General features: G+C 67.1%; 14 protein-coding genes. 8 read left to right on the top strand and 6 right to left on the bottom strand.

All coding sequences use genetic code 11. The features are described 5' to 3' along the window. Nucleotides 1–44: 44 nt before the first annotated feature. The 3 genes from KNO15_RS15355 to KNO15_RS15345 are packed head-to-tail and all read right to left on the bottom strand — an operon-like array spanning nucleotide 45 to nucleotide 2871. On the bottom strand, nucleotides 45–305 hold the full coding sequence (locus KNO15_RS15355) for a YHS domain-containing protein (RefSeq protein WP_374113176.1): 261 nt from the start codon (nucleotides 303–305) through the stop codon (nucleotides 45–47). Nucleotides 306–329: 24 nt separating this feature from the next. Next, nucleotides 330–2624 carry a heavy metal translocating P-type ATPase gene (locus tag KNO15_RS15350; protein WP_374113175.1) on the bottom strand — a complete coding sequence of 765 codons (2295 nt, stop codon included), beginning with the start codon at nucleotides 2622–2624 and terminating at the stop codon, nucleotides 330–332. Between the two features lie 37 nt (nucleotides 2625–2661). Next, nucleotides 2662–2871, bottom strand: a complete 210-nt coding sequence (locus tag KNO15_RS15345) for a heavy-metal-associated domain-containing protein (protein WP_241704645.1) — start codon at nucleotides 2869–2871, stop codon at nucleotides 2662–2664. A 172-nt stretch (nucleotides 2872–3043) separates the two neighbouring features. Between KNO15_RS15345 and KNO15_RS23160 the strand changes: the two genes are divergently transcribed. Beyond that, entirely contained in the window at nucleotides 3044–3178 is a 135-nt protein-coding gene (locus KNO15_RS23160) for a hypothetical protein (RefSeq protein WP_278046541.1), read from the top strand. Nucleotides 3179–3323: 145 nt separating this feature from the next. On the opposite strand, the gene KNO15_RS15340 is transcribed toward KNO15_RS23160, so the two are convergent. Continuing rightward, nucleotides 3324–3992, bottom strand: a complete 669-nt coding sequence (locus KNO15_RS15340; RefSeq protein WP_241704644.1) for a hypothetical protein — start codon at nucleotides 3990–3992, stop codon at nucleotides 3324–3326. Further along, nucleotides 3989–6172 carry a sensor histidine kinase gene (locus KNO15_RS15335; protein ID WP_241704643.1) on the bottom strand — a complete coding sequence of 728 codons (2184 nt, stop codon included), beginning with the start codon at nucleotides 6170–6172 and terminating at the stop codon, nucleotides 3989–3991. Before KNO15_RS15335 ends, KNO15_RS15340 begins: the two co-directional genes overlap by 4 nt. Between KNO15_RS15335 and KNO15_RS15330 the strand changes: the two genes are divergently transcribed. Then, nucleotides 6165–6323, top strand: coding sequence for a hypothetical protein (locus KNO15_RS15330; protein WP_241704642.1), 159 nt, complete (start codon nucleotides 6165–6167; stop codon nucleotides 6321–6323). The genes KNO15_RS15335 and KNO15_RS15330 overlap by 8 nt on opposite strands. Before the next feature lie 410 nt (nucleotides 6324–6733). Beyond that, nucleotides 6734–10207 carry an SdrD B-like domain-containing protein gene (locus KNO15_RS15325; protein ID WP_241704641.1) on the top strand — a complete coding sequence of 1158 codons (3474 nt, stop codon included), beginning with the start codon at nucleotides 6734–6736 and terminating at the stop codon, nucleotides 10205–10207. A 59-nt stretch (nucleotides 10208–10266) separates the two neighbouring features. On the opposite strand, the gene KNO15_RS15320 is transcribed toward KNO15_RS15325, so the two are convergent. Next, on the bottom strand, nucleotides 10267–11277 hold the full coding sequence (locus tag KNO15_RS15320) for a LacI family DNA-binding transcriptional regulator (protein WP_241704640.1): 1011 nt from the start codon (nucleotides 11275–11277) through the stop codon (nucleotides 10267–10269). Nucleotides 11278–11525: 248 nt separating this feature from the next. On the opposite strand from KNO15_RS15320, the gene KNO15_RS15315 reads away from it, so the two are divergent. The 5 genes from KNO15_RS15315 to KNO15_RS15295 all read left to right on the top strand — a co-directional run bounded on the left by KNO15_RS15315 (nucleotide 11526) and on the right by KNO15_RS15295 (nucleotide 18931). Further along, nucleotides 11526–12818: an ABC transporter substrate-binding protein gene (locus KNO15_RS15315; protein WP_241704639.1), complete on the top strand. Its 1293-nt coding sequence runs from the start codon at nucleotides 11526–11528 to the stop codon at nucleotides 12816–12818. Nucleotides 12819–12906: 88 nt separating this feature from the next. Next, the gene (locus KNO15_RS15310) at nucleotides 12907–13791 is read left to right on the top strand and encodes a carbohydrate ABC transporter permease (protein WP_241704638.1); all 885 of its coding nucleotides are present in this window, start codon (nucleotides 12907–12909) and stop codon (nucleotides 13789–13791) included. Nucleotides 13792–13796: 5 nt separating this feature from the next. Further along, nucleotides 13797–14705, top strand: coding sequence for a carbohydrate ABC transporter permease (locus KNO15_RS15305; protein ID WP_241704637.1), 909 nt, complete (start codon nucleotides 13797–13799; stop codon nucleotides 14703–14705). Between the two features lie 42 nt (nucleotides 14706–14747). Further along, nucleotides 14748–17402 carry an alpha-L-rhamnosidase gene (locus KNO15_RS15300; RefSeq protein WP_241704636.1) on the top strand — a complete coding sequence of 885 codons (2655 nt, stop codon included), beginning with the start codon at nucleotides 14748–14750 and terminating at the stop codon, nucleotides 17400–17402. 8 nt (nucleotides 17403–17410) lie between these two features. Continuing rightward, nucleotides 17411–18931 (top strand): carboxylesterase/lipase family protein, encoded by a 1521-nt coding sequence (locus KNO15_RS15295; RefSeq protein ID WP_241704635.1) that lies wholly within the window; start codon nucleotides 17411–17413, stop codon nucleotides 18929–18931. Nucleotide 18932 lies beyond the last annotated feature (1 nt).

Here is an 18932-nt window from a genome sequence, read left to right as displayed (position 1 = left end):
ACCTGGGTGATGTGCTGGAGTCCGCCTGTGCCGGGCGGTGACGGTTATGCGGCGACGTAGGCCGCGGGGTCGGCGTCGAAGCGGGGTGCGCAGCCGGCGCAGCAGAACCAGTACCGCTCACCGTTGTAGTCGCGGTAGAGACCGGCCGCTTCGGCTTTGGACTTGCTGACGGCGCTGCCCTTCATCACGACGCACTCGGTGAGGTCGTCTGCGCCCGCGCCGCCGAGGAGGTTGGTGCTCCCGGCCGGCATAGCGGCGGCGGCGTCGTGGCGGTTGCTGTCGGTGCTGCAGCAGCTGTCGCTCATGGTGGTGTTCCCTTTCGCGGGTGGTCAGGCGGTCTCGAGGACGCGGGTGGTGGTGTCGGCGGTCGGTGTGGTGGTGCCGCGGGGGCGGAAGCCGCGGAGCCGGAGGCTGTTGCTGACGACGAAGACGCTGGAGAACGCCATCGCGGCACCGGCGATCATCGGGTTGAGCAGGCCGAGGGCGGCCAACGGGATCGCGGCGACGTTGTAGGCGAACGCCCAGAACAGGTTGGTCTTGATGGTGCCCAGGGTGCGGCGAGCGAGGCGAACCGCATCGGCTGCGGCCCGCAGGTCGCCGCGAACCAGGGTGATGTCGGCGGCCTCGATGGCAACATCCGTGCCCGTGCCCATTGCGAGGCCGAGATCCGCCGTGGCCAGGGCCGCGGCATCGTTGACACCGTCGCCGACCATCGCCACGGTCTTGCCCTCGGCCTGAAGCCGCCGGATGGTCTCCGCCTTGTCCTGGGGGAGCACTTCGGCGATCACTGTTTCGATGCCGACGGCATCGGCGACTTCGCGAGCGACGGTGGCGTTGTCTCCGGTGAGCAGGATCGGGGTGAGCCCGATCTGGGTGAAGGCCGCCACCGCTTCGCGGCTGGTCGGCTTGATGGCGTCCGCCACGACGAGCAGTCCTCGGGCCTGGCCGTCCCAGGCGACACTGACGACAGTGCGGCCGGCGGCCTCCGCCGAGTTCTCGGCGGCGGCCAGAGTGCTGTCGAGAGGGATGGACCACTCCTCGAGAAGCGATGCGCGGCCGGCGAGCGCCAGGTGGCCGTCGACGACGCCCTGCACTCCGCGGCCCTCGATGTTCGCGAAGGACTCCGGGGCCGGCAGCGGTCCGGTCCTCTCGGTCGCTGCTGCGGCGATCGCTCGAGCGATGGGGTGCTCAGACGCTGCCTCGACCGCACCGGCGACTCGGAGCAGGGCAGTCTCATCCACTCCGGGGGCTGTCACGACGTCGACCAGGGTCATCCGTCCGGTGGTGACGGTGCCGGTCTTGTCCAGCACGATGGTGTCGACGGTGCGCGTGGATTCCAGCACTTCGGGTCCCTTGATCAGGATGCCGAGCTGCGCGCCGCGTCCCGTCCCGACCAGCAAGGCCGTGGGCGTGGCCAGGCCGAGCGCGCAGGGGCAGGCGATGATCAGCACCGCGACCGCGGCGGTGAATGCAGCCGCAGCCGGGTGGCCGGTGATCAGCCACGCTGCCAGGGTGGCGATGGCGATGGCGAGCACGATGGGTACGAAGATGCCGGAGATCCGATCGGCGAGGCGTTGCACCTCGGCCTTGCCGGACTGGGCGTCCTCGACCAGCTTGGCCATCTGGGCCAGCTGGGTGTCGCTGCCGACCCGGGTCGCCCGCACGAGCAGGCGGCCGCCGGCGTTGACGGTGGCACCGGACACCGCATCCCCCACCGCGACCTCGACCGGCACGGACTCGCCGGTCAGCAGGGACATGTCGATCGCGCTGGCGCCGTCGACGACGACACCGTCGGTGGCGATCTTCTCGCCGGGTCGGATGACGAATTCGTCGCCGACCCGCAGGCTCGCGATCGGGATGCGCGTCTCCTGCCCGTCCCTCAGGACCGCGACATCCTTGGCGCCCAGCTCCAGCAGCGCTCGCAACGCCGCGCCGGCCTGCCTCTTCGAGCGCTTCTCGAAGTAGCGGCCCGCGAGGACGAACGTGGTCACCCCGGACGCGACCTCCAGGTAGATGTTCCCCGCACCGTCGGAGGCAGCCACGGTGAAGCTGAACCCGTGCGTCATACCCGGCATCCCGGCCGTGCCGAAGAACAGCGCATACAGCGACCACGCGAAAGCGGCCAGCGTGCCGATCGACACGAGCGTGTCCATGGTCGCCGCCCCGTGGCGGGCGTTGATGAAGGCGGCCTTGTGGAACGGCCATGCACCCCACACGACCACCGGCGCGGCGAGAGCGAGCGAGAGCCACTGCCAGTAGGTGAACTGGAGAGCCGGGATCATCGCCAGCGCGACGACCGGGACCGACAGCGCCACGCTGCCGATCAGCCTGTTGCGCAACCCGGCCAGTTCCGGGTCGGTTCCGGTCTCCGCTGCGGCCGGCTCGGCGGCGGGTAGGGCGGCGGTGTAGCCGGTCTTCTCGACCTCTTCGATGACCGACGCGACATCCATGCCGGCCGGGATCGACACGCGTGCCTTCTCGGTGGCGTAGTTCACCGTCGCCGTGACGCCGTCGAGCCTGTTGAGCTTCTTCTCGATCCGCATGGCGCACGACGCGCAGGTCATCCCGCCGACCTCGAGTTCGAGGGTCGATCCGCCGGGGGCGGGAGTGGGTGATGCTGACACGTCGGGCTCCTTGCGGTGGTGGGAAGGGTTCGGGCTTCTACTTGCGGACGGCGGCGTAACCGGCCTCGTCGACCGCGGCGAGCACCGCGGCGTCGTCCACTGCGGTGCCGGTGGTGACGTGCAGGACGCCGTCGCGTGCCGAAACCGTCACGCCGTCGACTCCGGCCACCTGCCCGACCTCGGTGGACACTGCGCGCTCGCAGTGCTCGCAGGTCATCCCGGTCACCTGATAGTCGATCGTCTCCATCGTTCCTCCATCGAGTCTCGGATACCCTCCGAGGGTATCTCTGTCGCTGAACAGAATACCCCTAGGCGGTATTCCTGCAACCTCCGGCGACCTCGCTTGACAGCATATACCCCCCACGGGTATAAATAGTACCCCTATCGGGTATCCCCGGATCGTCAAGCAAGGGACACGCATGTCTGCTGTCTCGCGAGGCCGCCATCCACGGCGGTGGCTCGGCCTCGTACTCATCGCCGCAGCCCAGTTCGTCGTCATCATGGACACCTCGATCATCGGTGTCGCGCTACCCGATCTTCGCAACGACGTCTGAGGCAGGCGCCGCCTGACGAGCCGTGCCGCAGGCCTCACGCAGCGACCACGCTGGGCCGGCTCCCGAGGGGGTCCGGCCCAGCCGTGGCCACGCTGCGTCTCGAGCCGGCCCTGCAACAGCGGAGCCACCACTCCGGAGGCCGCGGTCAGAGGCTCGGTTCGACGTAACCGTCCGACCAGGCGATCCGGCCGAGGTCGAGTCTGGTTCGGGCCTGCACGCCGGCAGCGGTGTACTTGGCCTTGACCCGATTGATGTATTGCCTGGCCGTGTATGGCTGCACGTTCATCTCGGCCGCGACCTCGTCGAGGGAGAGCCCGGTCGCGTAGAGCACGAGGGCGCGCTCCTCCTGGATGCTCAGCCGAGGGCGATTCGGGTCGCCGGCGATGACGGTCGCGAGCTCGGTCGTCATCCATTCCTCGCCGCGCGCGGCCGCGCGCAGCGCGTCGAGGATGTCCTGCTCGCTGTCGCGTTTTCCGACGATCGCGCTGACTCCCGCCGCCGCGATTCGGCGCACGAGCGGGGGAGACGCCAGCGCGGAGAGCACGACGATACGATGTCCGGCGGCGAGGAGCGCTTGGACGACGCCGACGTCGACGCTGGGCTGTCGTTCGACCATCAGATCCAGCACCAGCAGGTGGGGTCGCTGGTTCGATGGGGCACGGGTGAACCATGCGAGGAACTCCGGGGTGGATTCCCCGCTGAAGACCACCTCGAACTCGTCCTGCATTCCGACCAGGTGCTCAGTCTGTCGGCGTTGCAGAAGGTGATCTTCGATGATGGCGACCCGGTACACCCGGTGGTCATGTCTACTCACGGGAATCTCGGCTCCTCCACGGGTCGGCGATGCGGTCCGGTCTGCGGGAACGTGATCTGCCGGATGCGACCGCTCCCGCCGGCCGCCCCGGTTCGCGCGGCCGACGGATCGCGAGCGGTGTCAACGCCATCGGCGACCATCGTCAGCTGCAGCCCGTCATGCACGGGGAACACCGATGCGGCGAACGGCCGATCGGGCGTCGTCGCCTCCAGCGCGCGCATCAGGATCGTGGACATCGAGTGCGCGGTGGCCTCATCGCTGGTGTCCCGGCTTCCGAGTCGGAGGCGCAGGGGGATGGCTCGATCGTGCGCGTACCGGAGGGTGGGCATGATCGCCGGGCCGAGGTGGATGAGTCCGGGGCTGATCAGCAACAGCTGCCGCAAGTAGCCCTCCTCGTCCCCGGCGCGTGCGCGGACCGCAGGATCCCGCGCGTCCTCTTGTCCGTCGGCGATCCCGCGGAGGAGCGCCGCAGCGGAATCGAGGCCCGCGTTCAGCCAGCGGCGGTGGGCGTCCTGGGCGGCCTGCGCGGTGTCGGACGCGAGCTGCGCCTGGAAGGAGCGCTGCTGCGCAGCCGCCCCTTCGCTGCCGAGAGCGGCGGCGTTGCGCAGGAACTGCGACCAGATCAGAGCGAAGACACTGCCCACGCAGGCGGCTACGGCGACGATGACGGCGCCGACGGGCGAATGGGGCAGAACGAGAGCGGAGAGGGTCAGCACAGCGGCCACGCACGCGCTCGCAGCGACGACGAGCATGCGACGCGGGGGACGCAGCGACAGCAGCACGGCGAACGGACCCAGCGGCGCCAGTGCCTGCCAGTTGACGGCGCCGTCCGTGCCGAAGGCGGTCGCGGCCGCTGAGAGAGCGAAGACGACGATCGTGGCGGCCGTCAGCACGAGCGTCGACCACCATCGCACGCGGCGTGGCGGCTTCAGCGCGAACGTCGCAGTGACCGCGATCATGATCCCGATCAGGGGCACGAGCGCGACGTAGTGATTCGTGCCGCCGGCGAGCGTCAGAGCCACAGTGACCAGGGTCACGCCGCCGCTCCAGAGAAGTCCCGCCCGGCGGCTGAGCGCCATGACGATGGCCTCCACGTCCTCGGGGCTCGCCTCCACCGGCGCGAGCGCGCCGGCCGCGCGGTCCGGCCTCGCGGTGAGGGTGACCGTCGTCCCCATCCCGGGAGAGGTGGTGACCTCCGAATCGAATCCGAGGTCACGTCCTCGTCCGAACACAGAGCCGGCGAGCCCGTGTCCCTCCGGGGCGGTGTTCAGGAATCCGACACCGGAGTCCCGGACCTCCACCCGCAGTCGGTTCTCGTCTGCGAGGACCGTGACGTCGATGGACCCGGCTCCGGAGTGCTTGTTCGCGTTGATGATCGCCTCCCGCGCCGCTGCTGCCATCCCGGAGACTGTGGCGGGCGGGAACCGGCGGGTCAGGCCGCTGATGGCGCGATCATCCACGCCATGCCTGTGGATGGGGAGACCAGGGATGGAGAAGATCCCGCGGAGGTCCGGCCGCAGGTCCGAGGCGGCGTCGCGCTGACTCTGGAGCGTCTCGAGAACGGTGGCGTCGCGCGCGCATTGCTCGCGCACCTGCTGTACATCGACGAAGCTCGCGCCGCCGTTCGCGATAGCTCCCAGCGTGTTGATCACGGTGTCGTGCAGGGTGCGCGACTCCTCCGCGACCCGCGCGCTCACCCGACGTGTGACTTCGACTCGGCGACGGGCCTGCGCAGCAGCGGCCTCCTCCTCGTCGGTGCGATTGGCCGCACCGAGCAGGCGGGGGAGCCCGAGGCGCATCACGACGATGATGACCGTCTGCGTCACGACGATGGCCACGGGAAGCTGCACCCCCCACGTCGGAAGCAGGACCAGGACGAGGACACTGATCGTGCCGGCGCCGACGACGACCGCGGGAACGATCCAGCGGGAGAACAGCAGCAGGCCGGCCGCGCACGTCGCGAAGTCGATCTGCCAGCATGCGGCGAAGGTCAGCGCGGAGCCGAGATCCCCACTGACCCCGTAGTCGGCCATGCCGAGCCCCGCCATCACCGCGACGACCGGCCATACGGGCAGCCGCCCAGGACGGCGCTCGACGATCAGCGCGTATCCGGCAAGCGCTGCGTGGGCGACGAGCAGCGGCCAGGCCGCGGTACCCACGGAGAGAACGATCGTGACCATCACCACGACCTGCCACCCCGCCACCATCGTCAACACGGTGCGCGGCAGCGAACGGAGCAAGGAACGCGACGCCCAGCCCACGGGCTCGACGTTCCATTCGCCGAGGAGCGGCTGGAGCGAGTGTCTCAAGGTGCGCATTGGTCATGCCTGATCAGGGCGCACGCCGAGACCTGCCTCGGTCAGAGGATCGGTCGGGGTGAAACGCGCGCCTCGGGTAGCTGTGCGAATCGGGGTGGACCCGACGATATCAGTCGGGCAGGGCGCGCCGCCGCGACGCGGTCGGGTGTTCCGCGCGTCCGTCCCAGGATGACCCCCGCACGGGGATCACGAGGGCGAGGGCCGGCAGCCGGCCTCTGTTCTCGAGCGGGATCGCCGCTCGTTATCGCTTGGTCGGATCGTCACCAAATCGACGCCGGATTTGACCCCCGACGGAACGTCTTTTCGAGGTCCGATGCGGTCGCAGGAGGTGCCGATTCCTAGGCTCTGGACCCGTATCGGCATGTCCTGTCGGCCGTCAATCCGTCGCGTACGTCGACGCTGTCTGCAACCCGGAGCCAGATCTTGTCAACCCATGAGCCCGATCCCGGGCACACGTCCCGTCCGCTGACCACTCGGGCCATCGCGGTCCTGCTGGCACTGCTGCTCGGCGTCGTATCGGCGATCGGGGCGACGATCTCGGCGGCCGCGGCGACGCCCGGCATCACGTCGAACCTGGTGCTGAACGGCCAGACCTACAACGGCGTCCCTGTGGTCAACGAGGGTGACACGCTGACGCTGCGTGTGCAGTACGACAGCACGGTGCAGCCAGGCTCCACCGTCACCTTCACCATCGGCTCCGGGGTCACCCTGACCGGCGTGCCGGCGACGAACACGGCGATCGGCGCGGTGACACAGAACGGCAACACGGTGTCGATCACGTTCAAGGATCCGTGGCCGTCCGACGTCAACCAAGGTGTCTTCGACTTGAACCTGAAGGTCGACAACGTGGTGAGCAGCACGGAGGTGCCGGTCACCTGGGCCGTCGACGGTGAGCAGCAGTCGGTGACCGTGATCGTCCGCCACAGCGGTGACCAGTTCGCCAACGTCGGCAATGGGCAGAACAAGAGTGTCTCGCCGAACAACCTCAACAGCTACGTCAGCGTCGACGGTGGACAGGTCACGCTCGATCCGCGGGTCGCGAACGCCGACCTCACTTACACGCTCGAGCTCGACTCGGCGACCGCGCGGACCGGTTTCCCGATCACCGACCAGCTCCCGGCCGGACTGTCCTATGTCGCCGGGTCCTTCGCGGGCCAGCTCACCAGCTGGGACGCGAAAGGCTTGAACCGAACCACCGGCGCCTTCCCGTTCTCCCCGACGGTGAGCGGGAACGCCTTCACGAGCACCGTCGACGTGCCAGGACCGTCGATCCTGAAGCTCACGTACACGGTGCACATCGACGACGTGGCCGGCCTCCGGACCCAGCTGCAAGCCCAGTACGACGCGCTGGGCGGTGCGCCGGGGAGCTTCAGCATCCAGCTCAAGAACACCGCGACCTTCGGCACCGGCTCTGCGTCAGCCTCTGTGCAACTCCAGGGCCGGGTCGCCGGAGTCAGCCTCGGCGGAGCCTTCTCGAAAGACTCCGACTGGAACAGCAAGAACGTCGTCACCGATGCTGCCGGAGATCTCACCCCTCCGGTCGACATCACCTACACACTCAAGGCCGATCTGCGGCAGTGGACCGGGGCGAACCCCAACTTCACCCTGAGTCGCAACGTCGTGATCAGCGACCCGCTTCCGGCCCAGGCCGGCTGGAACACGGCGGCGTCCGACTTCGTCACGTCGTCCGGCCTCGCGCTCACCCCGGCAGCGAGCTGCCCCGCCGCGGATGCGTTCGCAGCGGACGCGTTCGTCGGACAGTACTGCGTGAGCGGACAGACCCTGCTGATCAATGTCGGCAAGGACAACACGACCAACGCCTCCATCCGGGTCAAGGCCGTCGTCAACACCGTCGCCGGCCTCGCGCAGGGAGGATCGACGACGGTTCAGGACGCGACGCCCTACCGTCTGCGCAACGCCGCGAGCTACGCATACAGCAACGGCGCCCCGTACACCGCCAACAAGGACGTCACGGTTGTGAAGATGCCGGACACCAGCGGCGGAGTGAACGATTCGAGCGTGTTCACCAAGACCAGCAAGCCGGAGGACGCCACCGTCGCCCCCGGCGCGTCCGCGACGATCGACTACACCTTCTCCGTCTCCGCCGGCACGGGGGTCGACCTGCGCACGAGCTCGATCGTCGACTACCTTGACCAGAACGTCTACGGCGCGGTCGACCCGAGCACGGTGAGGATCACCGGCACCTACGCCGGTGCGGCACTCGCGCGCACCGACTTCATCGCGAGCACCGACGCGGACGGGAACCTCGTCATCGCGCTCAGCGAAACCGGGAAAGGGATCGTCACCAGCCGTGGCGCCGACAAGGCCTTCGTCGCCCATATCGCCCTGACGACGCTGCCCTTCCAGGGCAAGGAGAGCAAGTCGATCACCAACAAGGCCACGCTCTTCGGCGCCGGCGACAAGCCGCTCTACTGGTCCTCGACCTCCAGCGACGTCACCTCGTACGGTAACGAGGCCGAGGTGCGCAAGACCCTCTACGACGGCGGCACCCAGTCGTGGGTGAGCGAGCTCAAGGCCAAGACCGACGGCGCCGGGCACCTGCTGAACGACACCTACGTGTACCGTGTCGAGTTCATCCCCCACGGCAGCTACAACAACGTCGTCATCGTTCCGGTCGCCGACCTGCTGCCCTCGGCGGTGCGGTTCCTCGGCTTCGTCTCCGCGGCGAACGCCGCCACCGCGGCCGACCCGACCGACGGACCGGTCGACATGGGCGGCAATCTGATCGCCGGCTACGACGCGACGACCAAGACGGTCTCGCTCCAGCAGAAGCCGGGAACCCTCCTTCAAGCCGGCGGAGCGATCGCCGCGTACTTCGCGGTCCAAGTGACCGATATCAGCGTCCCGATCGTCAACAAGATCGGAACGAGCACAGCCACGATCGACCCGATCAAGACGGTCTCCGTCGGCGACAGGGTCTGGGTCGACACCAACCGCGATGGACGGCAGGACCCGGCAGAGCCGGGCATCCACGGAGTCGTCCTCACCCTCACCGGACCCGACGGCAAGCCGGTCACGGACGTCGACGGCAACCCTGTCGGACCGACGACCACGGACGCCGACGGCAATTACACCTTCGGCAACCTGCCCGCACTCACGGGCGGCCAGACGTACACCGTCACGGTCGATCAGGTGGCGTCCAAGGCCGCGCTGGCGAACTACGTTCCGACCGTTCCCGGTGTCGGCGATCGCGCCGGGGACTCCTCCACGGGAAGCGCTTCGTCTCTGCCAGGCGATCTGCAGCACGACGGCGACCGCGACTCGACGCTCGACTTCGGATTCGTCACCAAGACATACGCCATCGGCGACTACGTCTGGATCGACACGAACAGAGACGGCGTCCAGAACGGCGACGAGAAGCCGCTGCCCGGCGTCGGGGTGAGACTGCTCGACGACACAGGCAGTGTGGTCGCCACCACGACGACCGACGCGGACGGCCGCTACATCTTCGACCAGCTGCCGGCCGGAAAATACCAGGTTCAGTTCGTCCTGACGGACGATCAGAAGAGCCGCTACCGGTTCACGACCCAGAACGCCGGCACGAACCACGCCGGCGACTCCGACGCCGACCCGCGAACCGGCCTGACTCGCACCATCGTCCTCGACGACGGCAATGCCGCACTCGCGACGGATTACCGCCATGCAGACGTTCTCGCCACCCAGGGAATCGACGCGACCTGGGACGCCGGCGTCGTGCTGACGGAGGCCGCCCCGCTGCCGGCGACACCGGCCGATCCGGCCGATCCGGCCGGTGCGCTCGCGCACACCGGAACGGACGTGGGCCCGGGCATCCTCCTGGCGGCGCTCGCCATCGTGGCCGGCGCTCTGGCCGTGGCAGTCGCCGGACTGCGGCGCCGAGGACGTGTCAGTGACTAGCGGGTGACGCGCCACTCCTGGGCGAGCGCGCCGACCGCTCGGTCAGGAGTGCGCCTCGGTCAGTCTCGGCGCCAGGCGTCGCCGAGGGTGCTCTTGCGCGGGATGACGGTCGGCGGAAGCACCACGGTCTGCTTCTCGCTCTTCGCACGGCCCCAGATCTCATCGAGCAGCAGGCCGGCGGCGACGCCACCCATCTCCTCGCCGGGCTGACTCACCGTCGATACGGGGATGCTGCTCTCGGAGGCGAAGTGGTTGTTGTCATATCCGACGACGGCGATGTCCCGTGGAACGCTGAATCCGGGTGTCTCTTCGAACACCTGGATCAACCCGATCGCGATGAGGTCGGAGGCGGCGACCACACCGTCGAGCTGAGGCCGTGATGCGGCGGCGAGTTGACGTCCTGCTTGCTTGCCGTGCTTGATGTTGACGCCCAGCGTCTCGATGAACTCGAGCGTCGCACCTTCGACTTCGTCGACGGCTGCTCGCGCACCTTCGTAGCGGCGCTCGACCGCCGTCAAGAAGAGCGGCCCGCCGACGAACGCGATCCGTCGCCTGCCCAGATCCAGCAAGTGCCGTGCGGCCAGGTAGCCGCCCCGTCGCTCGTCGGTGACAACGTCGGAGTAGACGTGGCGACGGGACTCATAGTTGACCAGGACCACCGGCGTCGTGGACGTCAAACGGGTGGGCTCCTCGATGATCGCGCTGTCCAGCGGCGCCAGGATGATTCCGGCGACCCGAGCCTGCTCGAACGTCTGGAGGTAGTTCATCTGGCGGTCGATGTCGATGGCGCTGTCAGCGATGAGGAGGTTCATTCCTCGGCGCCGCAGCGCAGTTTCAGCGCCTCGCGCGATGTCGACGAACAAGGAGTTGCCGAGATCCGCGAGCACTATCCCGACCGTCGTGCTGGTTCCCGCGGCAAGCGATCTGGCCGCGTCGTTGCGGACGAAGCCGAGCTCGGCGATCGCCCCGAGCACACGTCGGCGCGTTGAATCGCTGACCTTGTCCGGGTTGTTCAAGGTATTCGAAACGGTCCCGAGGGAGACGCTCGCCAGCCGCGCCACGTCGGCCATGCTGGGGCGAGGAGCGTCGTTGCCCCTTTTCGTTGTTCCGGAAATGATGGCCTCGCTAACCGGACAAGAGTCCATTGTCTAGAAATCGTCGCATAATCCGTCCCCGGCCTGCCGTGCCGACCGATTTGTCGTGGGATTATGAAGCGCTTCAAATCAAACAGTACCGTAGTTGACATGAAGTAAGCCATGTGCCACTCTGCCTTTTGAAGCGCTTCACATTCGAAGAGGCTCGCATTCAAGGAGGAATTGTGACCACAGCAGTCAAGCGGCGCAGCGCGCGCTTGGTTTCGGCCCTCGCGGTCGTCGGTGCCGGAGCGGTGTTGCTCTCGGCCTGCTCCAGCGGCAGCACCGGTGGCAGCAACACCGCGTTCAACTACCTCGGCCAAACCGAGAACACCACGATCGTCGGCACGCTCAAGACTCTGAGCGCCGGCGAGTGCACCGCGGAGAACAAGGCACTCCCGCTCAAGGCGACGACCAACCCCGGCTCGAGCTTCGACCAGAAACTGCAGCTCCTCGCCGGCCAGAACGCACTGCCGAACATGTCGATGGCGGCGGGCACCCCGAGCCTCATGAAGCAGTTCATCTCGGCCGGCAAGCTGAAGGACCTCTCGAGCGTCGCCGGCGTCTCGGACCACATCCTTCCGGCCGCGAAGTCGACCATCGAGAAGCTCTATGACACCGACAAGCTGTACGTGCTCCCGACCGAGTTCAACATCGAAGGCATCTGGTACAACAAGAAGATCTTCTCGGACAACGGCATCGAGGTCCCGAAGACGTGGAACGCACTCGTCGACGCATCCGTGAAGCTCAAGGCGGCCGGTGTTCAGCCGATCTCGACAGACGGCAAGGACGGCTGGCCGATCACCCGTCTCATCGGGGACTACATCTTCCGCGACCTCGGCCCGAACGCCCTCAAGGACGTCGCAGACGGCAAGGCGAAGCTGACCGATGCCGCCTACGTCAAGGCTGCTGACGCCGTCGCGAGCCTCGGCAAGCAGGGATTCTTCGGCGACGCCGTCGCATCCATCGACTACAGCACCATGATCAACTCGTTCCTGACCGGCAAGGCCGCCATGATGTACAACGGCAGCTGGGTTCTCGCCAACTTCGCCGACAAGAGCCAGAACCAGATCGGCGAAGACAACATCGGCTACATGCCGTTCCCCGCGGTCAGCGGCGGCAAGGGCAGCATCGACCAGGTTCCCTCGAACGTCGGGGTCCCCGTGACCTTCGCCAGCAAGAACTTCGACAGCAAGGTGGGCGACTGGGTCGGCTGCATCGCGAAGAACTACGGCAACCAGGTGCTCGCCGACAGTGGAGTCGTCTCCGGCTTCACGATCACGAAGCAGCCGTCGAGCGTTAGCAGCCTGACCAAGACCGTGCAGGATGTCGCCTCCAAGACCACCACCAGCGTGCTCTGGTTCGAAGCGCTGTTCTCCGCCAAGGCGACCACCGTCAGCTCGAACAACGCGAGCCAGCTCGTGAACGGATCGATCAACGGATCTCAGTTCATGCAGCTGGTGCAGGACGCGAAGTAGTCCGACGCACCACGTCGACGGTTCCGGGCCCGGAGCCCGCCTCCCGGCCCGGAACGGTCGCGCCAATCCGACTCAGAAAGCCCAGCCCATGAAATCCGTCCTCGGTGACCGGCGCGCCGTTCTCGTCCTCGTCGGACCCGCGCTACTGCTCTACTCCCTCATCATGCTCGTCCCGATCGTCTGGTCGATCGGCTACACAACCTTCAGCGGGAACATCGTCACCGGCTTCACGTGGGCAGGACTCGACAACTTCGTCAAGTTCTTCCAGGACCCCGCGTCCTGGGCAGCCATCGCGTTCACCCTCAAGTACGCGATCGTCCTGACGATCGGACAGATCGTGTTCGGCTATCTGCTGTCCCTGATGTACGTGTTCTTCCTCCGCAAGGCATCGGGTCTCATCCGTACTCTCGTGTTCTTCCCCGTGGTGCTCCCGACCGTCGCGGTGGCGCTGCTGTTCCAGAAGCTGTTCGAGTCGGCCCCCACCCTCGGACCGGTGAACTCCGTCCTGAACTGGGTGGGCCTCCCCAGTGTCGACTGGTTCGGCCACGCCGACTCCGCCTTCTGGGTCATCGTCATGATGGACATCTGGCGTTCGATGGGGTTCTACGCGGTTCTCCTTTACGCCGGCATCGTCGACATCCCGGACGACATCATCGAGTCGGCGCGCCTCGATGGCGCACACGGCTGGAAGCTGATCCGAACGATCGTGCTTCCTCTGTCGCTGCCGGTGCTGCTGTCGTCGATCATCTTCAGCATCAACGGCACGCTCAAGGTCTTCGACTCCGTGCTCGCCCTGACGAACGGCGGCCCAGGCAACGGCACGACGCCCTTGACGCTCTACATGTACCAGACCGCGTTCACGTACGGCGACTACGGCTACGGCTCGACGATCGCCTTCATGCTGACGATCCTCTGCCTGATCGTCACCATCTTCATCTTCCGCTCCACGCGCCGCGACATCACGAAGGGATAGCAATCGTGTCCGCAGCAACCACCGACCGCCTCCCCGATGCGGCGACCCGGGGCGAGATCCCCGGAGCGAGCCGCGAGCCGAAGGCTCTCCGCTTCATGAAGCGCCTGCCCGTGCGGATCCTGATCGCCGTCCTGCTGGTGATCGAGATCTACCCGCTGATCTGGATTCTGCTCGGATCGTTCAAGACACAGAACGAGTTCCTCAACGAACCCTTCTGGTCTCTGCCCTCCAGCCTCGACCCGGTCAACTATGTCGACGCCTTCACGACGGGGAACCTGGGTCACTACATCCAGAACTCGGTCATCGCGGTCTTCCCCTCGCTGGCGCTGACGATCCTTCTCGGCGTCGCCGCGGGGTTCGCACTTCAGGTCATGGTGTGGCGAGGCCGCAGCGTCGTGCTGCTGCTCTTCCTGGCGGGCGTCATGGTGCCCGGCCAGATGATTCTGCTGCCGCTGTTCACGATCTACTACCAGACGGGCCTGACGGGGACGCTGTGGCCGCTGATCATCACGTACACGGTGGGAGGCCTCCCGCTGACCGTCTTCATGATGGCCACGTTCTTCCGTGCCGTGCCGCACGAGATATTCGAGGCGGCGACCCTGGATGGCGCCAGCATCTACCGTTCCTTCTGGTCGATCGGCTTCCCCATGGTTCGCAACGCGATCTTCACCGTCGGGCTGGTGCAGTTCTTCTTCCTCTGGAACGACCTGCTGATCGCGCTCACCTTCACGAACAGCAGCGACCTCCAGACGATCCAGGTCGGCTTGCTGAACTTCACCGGACAGTACGGCGCCGTGCAGTACGGCCCGACGTTCGCGGCGATCTGCGTCAACGTCTTCGGAACGCTGATCATCTATCTGTTCCTCAACGAGCGCGTGATGAAGGGCCTCACCGCGGGCTCCGTCAAGGGCTGACCGAGCCCCCACGCATCGCACACTCAGACTCACAGGAGAATAGTGACATCCACCTTCACCGACGCGGCTGTGTCCGTCGACGGACTCTGGCTCGAGAACCGCCGCGGGGCGTCCACGCTCGGCATCGCGGAAACGCGGCCGCGTCTTTCGTGGCTGGTGAGCGGCGACTCGCCTCAAACGTCGTTCACCGTCGAATGCCGTGCGTCCGACGAGACCGTCAGCGTCTACGACGCAGAGGGCACCGCTGCTTCGATCGCGTGGCCGTTCTCGCCTCTTCGATCACGGGAGCGGGTGAGCGTGCGGGTGCAGGTGTCCACCGCGGACGGCCACTCAGCGTGGTCGGCGAGCGTGTCCGTGGAAGCGGGGCTGCTCGAACGCTCCGACTGGACGGAACCCTTCGTCTCGCCGTCCCCGTCCGCCTCCCAGGGCGAGCCGCGGCCAGGCTACCTGCTCCGCAACGAGTGGGATCTCGCCTCTGTCGGGGTCGGCATCGATGACGTCAGACACGCGCGGGTGTACTCGACAGCGCACGGCGTCTATGAGCTCGAGCTCAATGGTGGACCCGTGTCACCCGACGTGCTGGCGCCCGGTTGGACGAGCTACCGGCATCGGCTGCGCTATCAGACCGCCGACATCACCGATCGCCTCCGACCGGGTCGCAATACTCTCGGGGTCTGGCTGGCAGACGGCTGGTACCGCGGACGGATCGGCTTCGATGGCGGCCTCTGGGACTACTACGGCCAAGACGTCTCCGCGCTGGTTCAGCTCGAGCTCACTCTGACCGACGGCGAGCTGCTGCGGGTCCCGCTCGCGGACTCGTGGCAGTACCGGCCTGCCCCGATCACTGCGGCGGGTCTGTACGAGGGCGAGACCTACGATGCGCGGCTGCTGCCTCGGGGGTGGAGCATGCCGGGTTTCGACGCGACATCGTGGGCGCAACCGGAGCTGCTCGCACTGGATGCTTTCCCGGCCACGATCGAAGCGCCGGTCGGTCCGGCGATCCGCGTCACCGAAGTGCTCGAACCCGTGACGATAGAACGCGTGGCCTCCGGCCGGATCCGCCTCGACTTCGGCCAGAACATCGCCGGAAAGCTGCGAATCCGAGTAAATGGGCGGGCTGGCGAGACTGTGCGGCTGCACCACGCTGAAGTCATCGAGAACGGCGAACTCGGAGTCCGCCCCCTGCGCACCGCCGTCTCGATCGACTCGTACACACTGGCCGGCGGTCGGCTGGAGGAGTGGACACCGCGCTTCACGCTTCACGGCTTCCGGTACGCCGAGCTCGAAGGGTGGCCCGGGGACATCGACACGGTCGACGTGGTGGCCCTCGTCGTGCACTCCGAGATGCAGCGCACAGGATGGTTCACGAGCTCTCACCCCGGGCTGAACCGTCTCCACGAGAACATCGTCTGGTCGATGCGTGACAACTTCGTGGATCTTCCCACGGACTGCCCCCAGCGTGACGAGCGGATGGGGTGGACCGGTGACATCCAGGTGTTCGCCCCCACGGCCCTCTACCTCTACGGGGCCCAGGGCGTGCTGACCAGCTGGCTCCGGGACGTGGCGCACGAGCAGAGAGACCACGGTCACGTTCCCAACTTCGTGCCGTGGGTGGAGTGCGGCTTCCCCGACTTTCCGACGGCCGCGTGGGGAGACGCGGCCGTCATCGTCCCGTGGGCGCTGTATCAGCATGATCACGATCCATCGATCCTTGCGAATCAGTACGAGTCGATGACGGCGTGGGTCGACCTCGTCGACGACCTCACCGGTCAGACGGGACTCTGGAACACCGGGTTCCAACTCGGCGACTGGCTCGACCCGGCCGCTCCACCTAACAGTCCTGGGTCCAGCCACACAGACAAGTACCTGGTGGCGACGGCGTACCACGCACTGACCGCGAGGCTGCTCGCAGAGTCGGCGATCGTACTCGGGCACAGCGAAGACGCGGTGCGTTATGGCCGGGTCGCCGAGCGCGCCGTCGCTGCGTTCCAGAAGGAGTTCCTCTCGCCCAACGGCCGGCTCGTCAGCGACACCGTCACGTCGATCTCGGTGGCCCTCGTCTTCGAGTTGTTCGCGACTCCGGAGCAGGCCGCGCGGGCGGGAGCGCGACTGATCGAGCTGGTCGCGGCATCCGACTACCGCATCACCACGGGGTTCGTCGGAACCCCTCTGGTCTGCGACGCGCTCACCATCGCCGGAGGAGTGGACCACGCGTACCATCTCCTGCTGCAGGACGAGCCGCCGTCGTGGCTCTATCAGGTCGGCATGGGGGCGACGACCATTTGGGAGCGCTGGGACAGCATGCTTCCCGACGGTTCCATCAATCCCGGCGGGATGACCTCGTTCAACCATTACGCCCTCGGAGCGGTCGCGGACTTCATGCACCGGGTCGTGGCCGGGCTCAACCTCCCCGAGCCGGGCAGCGACGTCGTGGTGATCAAGCCGCGGCCCGGCGGCGGTCTCACGCAGGCTGCCACCCGTCACCTCACGACGCACGGCGAGGTGGGCGTGGAGTGGAGCCGGCGCGGTACCGACTTCACGATCGACGTCGATGTCCCGTTGGGCCTTCGAGCCCGGGTGACTCTGCCGGGGTCGGACGACGCGTTCATCGAGGTCGGACAGGGCAAGCACAGGCTTGTCGGTGAGTTTCGCAGCGCCGAGGACGACCCGCGCAAGCCGGCGAAGCGACTGTGGTGAGGAGAGAGATGCACGGATCAGTGTTCCCGTTGGTCGACGCCGAGACGACGTACGGTCGGGTCCGAGGCACCGTCGAGCGCGGAGCGCTCGCCTTCAGAGGAATCCCCTACGGCGGATCGACTGCGGGGCCGAACCGGTTTCGGCCGCCGAGGCAGCCGGCGGGTTGGGATGACGTGCGGAGTTGCTTGTTCTGGGGTCCGCAGGCGCCTCAGCAAGCCCTCGGCCAGAACAACCTCGGCCTGAGCGGCGACGAAGACGCGTTCGTCTTCTATCGGGGCTCAGCGGCGGTGGCTCAGAGCGAGGACTGTCTGCGGGTGAACGTCTGGACTCCCGACCTGGTCGGTGCGCGGCCGGTCATGGTCTATCTGCACGGCGGAGCGTTCACCGGAGGATCGGGAAACGACCTGCTGGCGTACGACGGCGCGAACCTCGCACGTTCTGAGGACTGTGTGGTCATCACCTCGAACCACCGCCTCAACCTGTTCGGCTTCCTCGACCTCAGCTGGCTGACCGGCTACGAGGACAGCGCGAACCTCGCAATGCAGGACATCGTGTCGATGCTGCAGTGGGTGCGCGACAACGCCGCATCGTTCGGTGGAGACCCGGGGAACGTCACGATCTACGGGCAGTCCGGCGGTGGCGGCAAGGTCTCGTGCCTGCTCTCCATGCCGTCGGCCCAGGGACTTTTCCACAAGGCTGTCGTGCAGAGCGGTTCGTTCGCCGACATTCTGGACCCCGACGCCTCGCAAGCACAGGCTCGCGAGGTTCTCGGGCGTATCGGAGTCCAGCCCGATCAGCTCGACGGGATTCCGATGAGTGCGCTGGTCGATGTCGCGGCCGGTTTCGGGTTCACGGATTGGCGGCCGGTCCACGACGGGCAGATCATCGCAGAGCCTCTGCTCGGCGATCCCTCGGCTCCGGGCGCCGGCGCGCTCTCGGCTCGGGTGCCGCTGATCGTCGGAGCGAACCAGAACGAGTTCGTGAACGGCCTGGACAATCCCCGTGCCGAGACAATGACCTGGAGCGATGTCCGCTCGGAACTCCTCGCCGATCTCGGAGCCTCCGCAGTGGACGATGTGCTCGCTGCGTACAAGGATCGTTACCCTGATGAGTCGCCGTTCGGCCTCTTCGCCACCATCAAGGCCGCTCCGATGCGGGTGGCGGCAGTGCGCCAAGCGGAAGCCAAGGTCGCGCAGGGCGGGGAGGCTTGGCTCTACCAGTTCGCCTGGAAGACCCCGGTACTCGAAGCCCGGCCCGGCACCTTCCACAGCGCCGAGATCGCCTTCGTGCAGAAGAACGCAGGCCTGTGCGAGCGACAGACCGGCGCGACCGCGGATGCCCTCGAAGTCGCCGAAGCAGTGGGCGGAGCATGGGCGGACTTCGCGAGAACAGGGCGTCCAGGAGAGCAGTGGCGACCGTGGGACGACGGGCGCTCGACGATGATCTTCGACGCCCCCGGTCGGTGCGAGGTGAACTTCGACGACCGGATTCTCCAGGCGGTCGGCGACGCGACGTGGACGTGGGGGTGAG

This window comes from Leifsonia shinshuensis, from assembly GCF_022606355.1.
Classification (GTDB): domain Bacteria; phylum Actinomycetota; class Actinomycetes; order Actinomycetales; family Microbacteriaceae; genus Leifsonia; species Leifsonia shinshuensis_B.
This window is presented reverse-complemented; position numbering and strand designations above follow the sequence as displayed.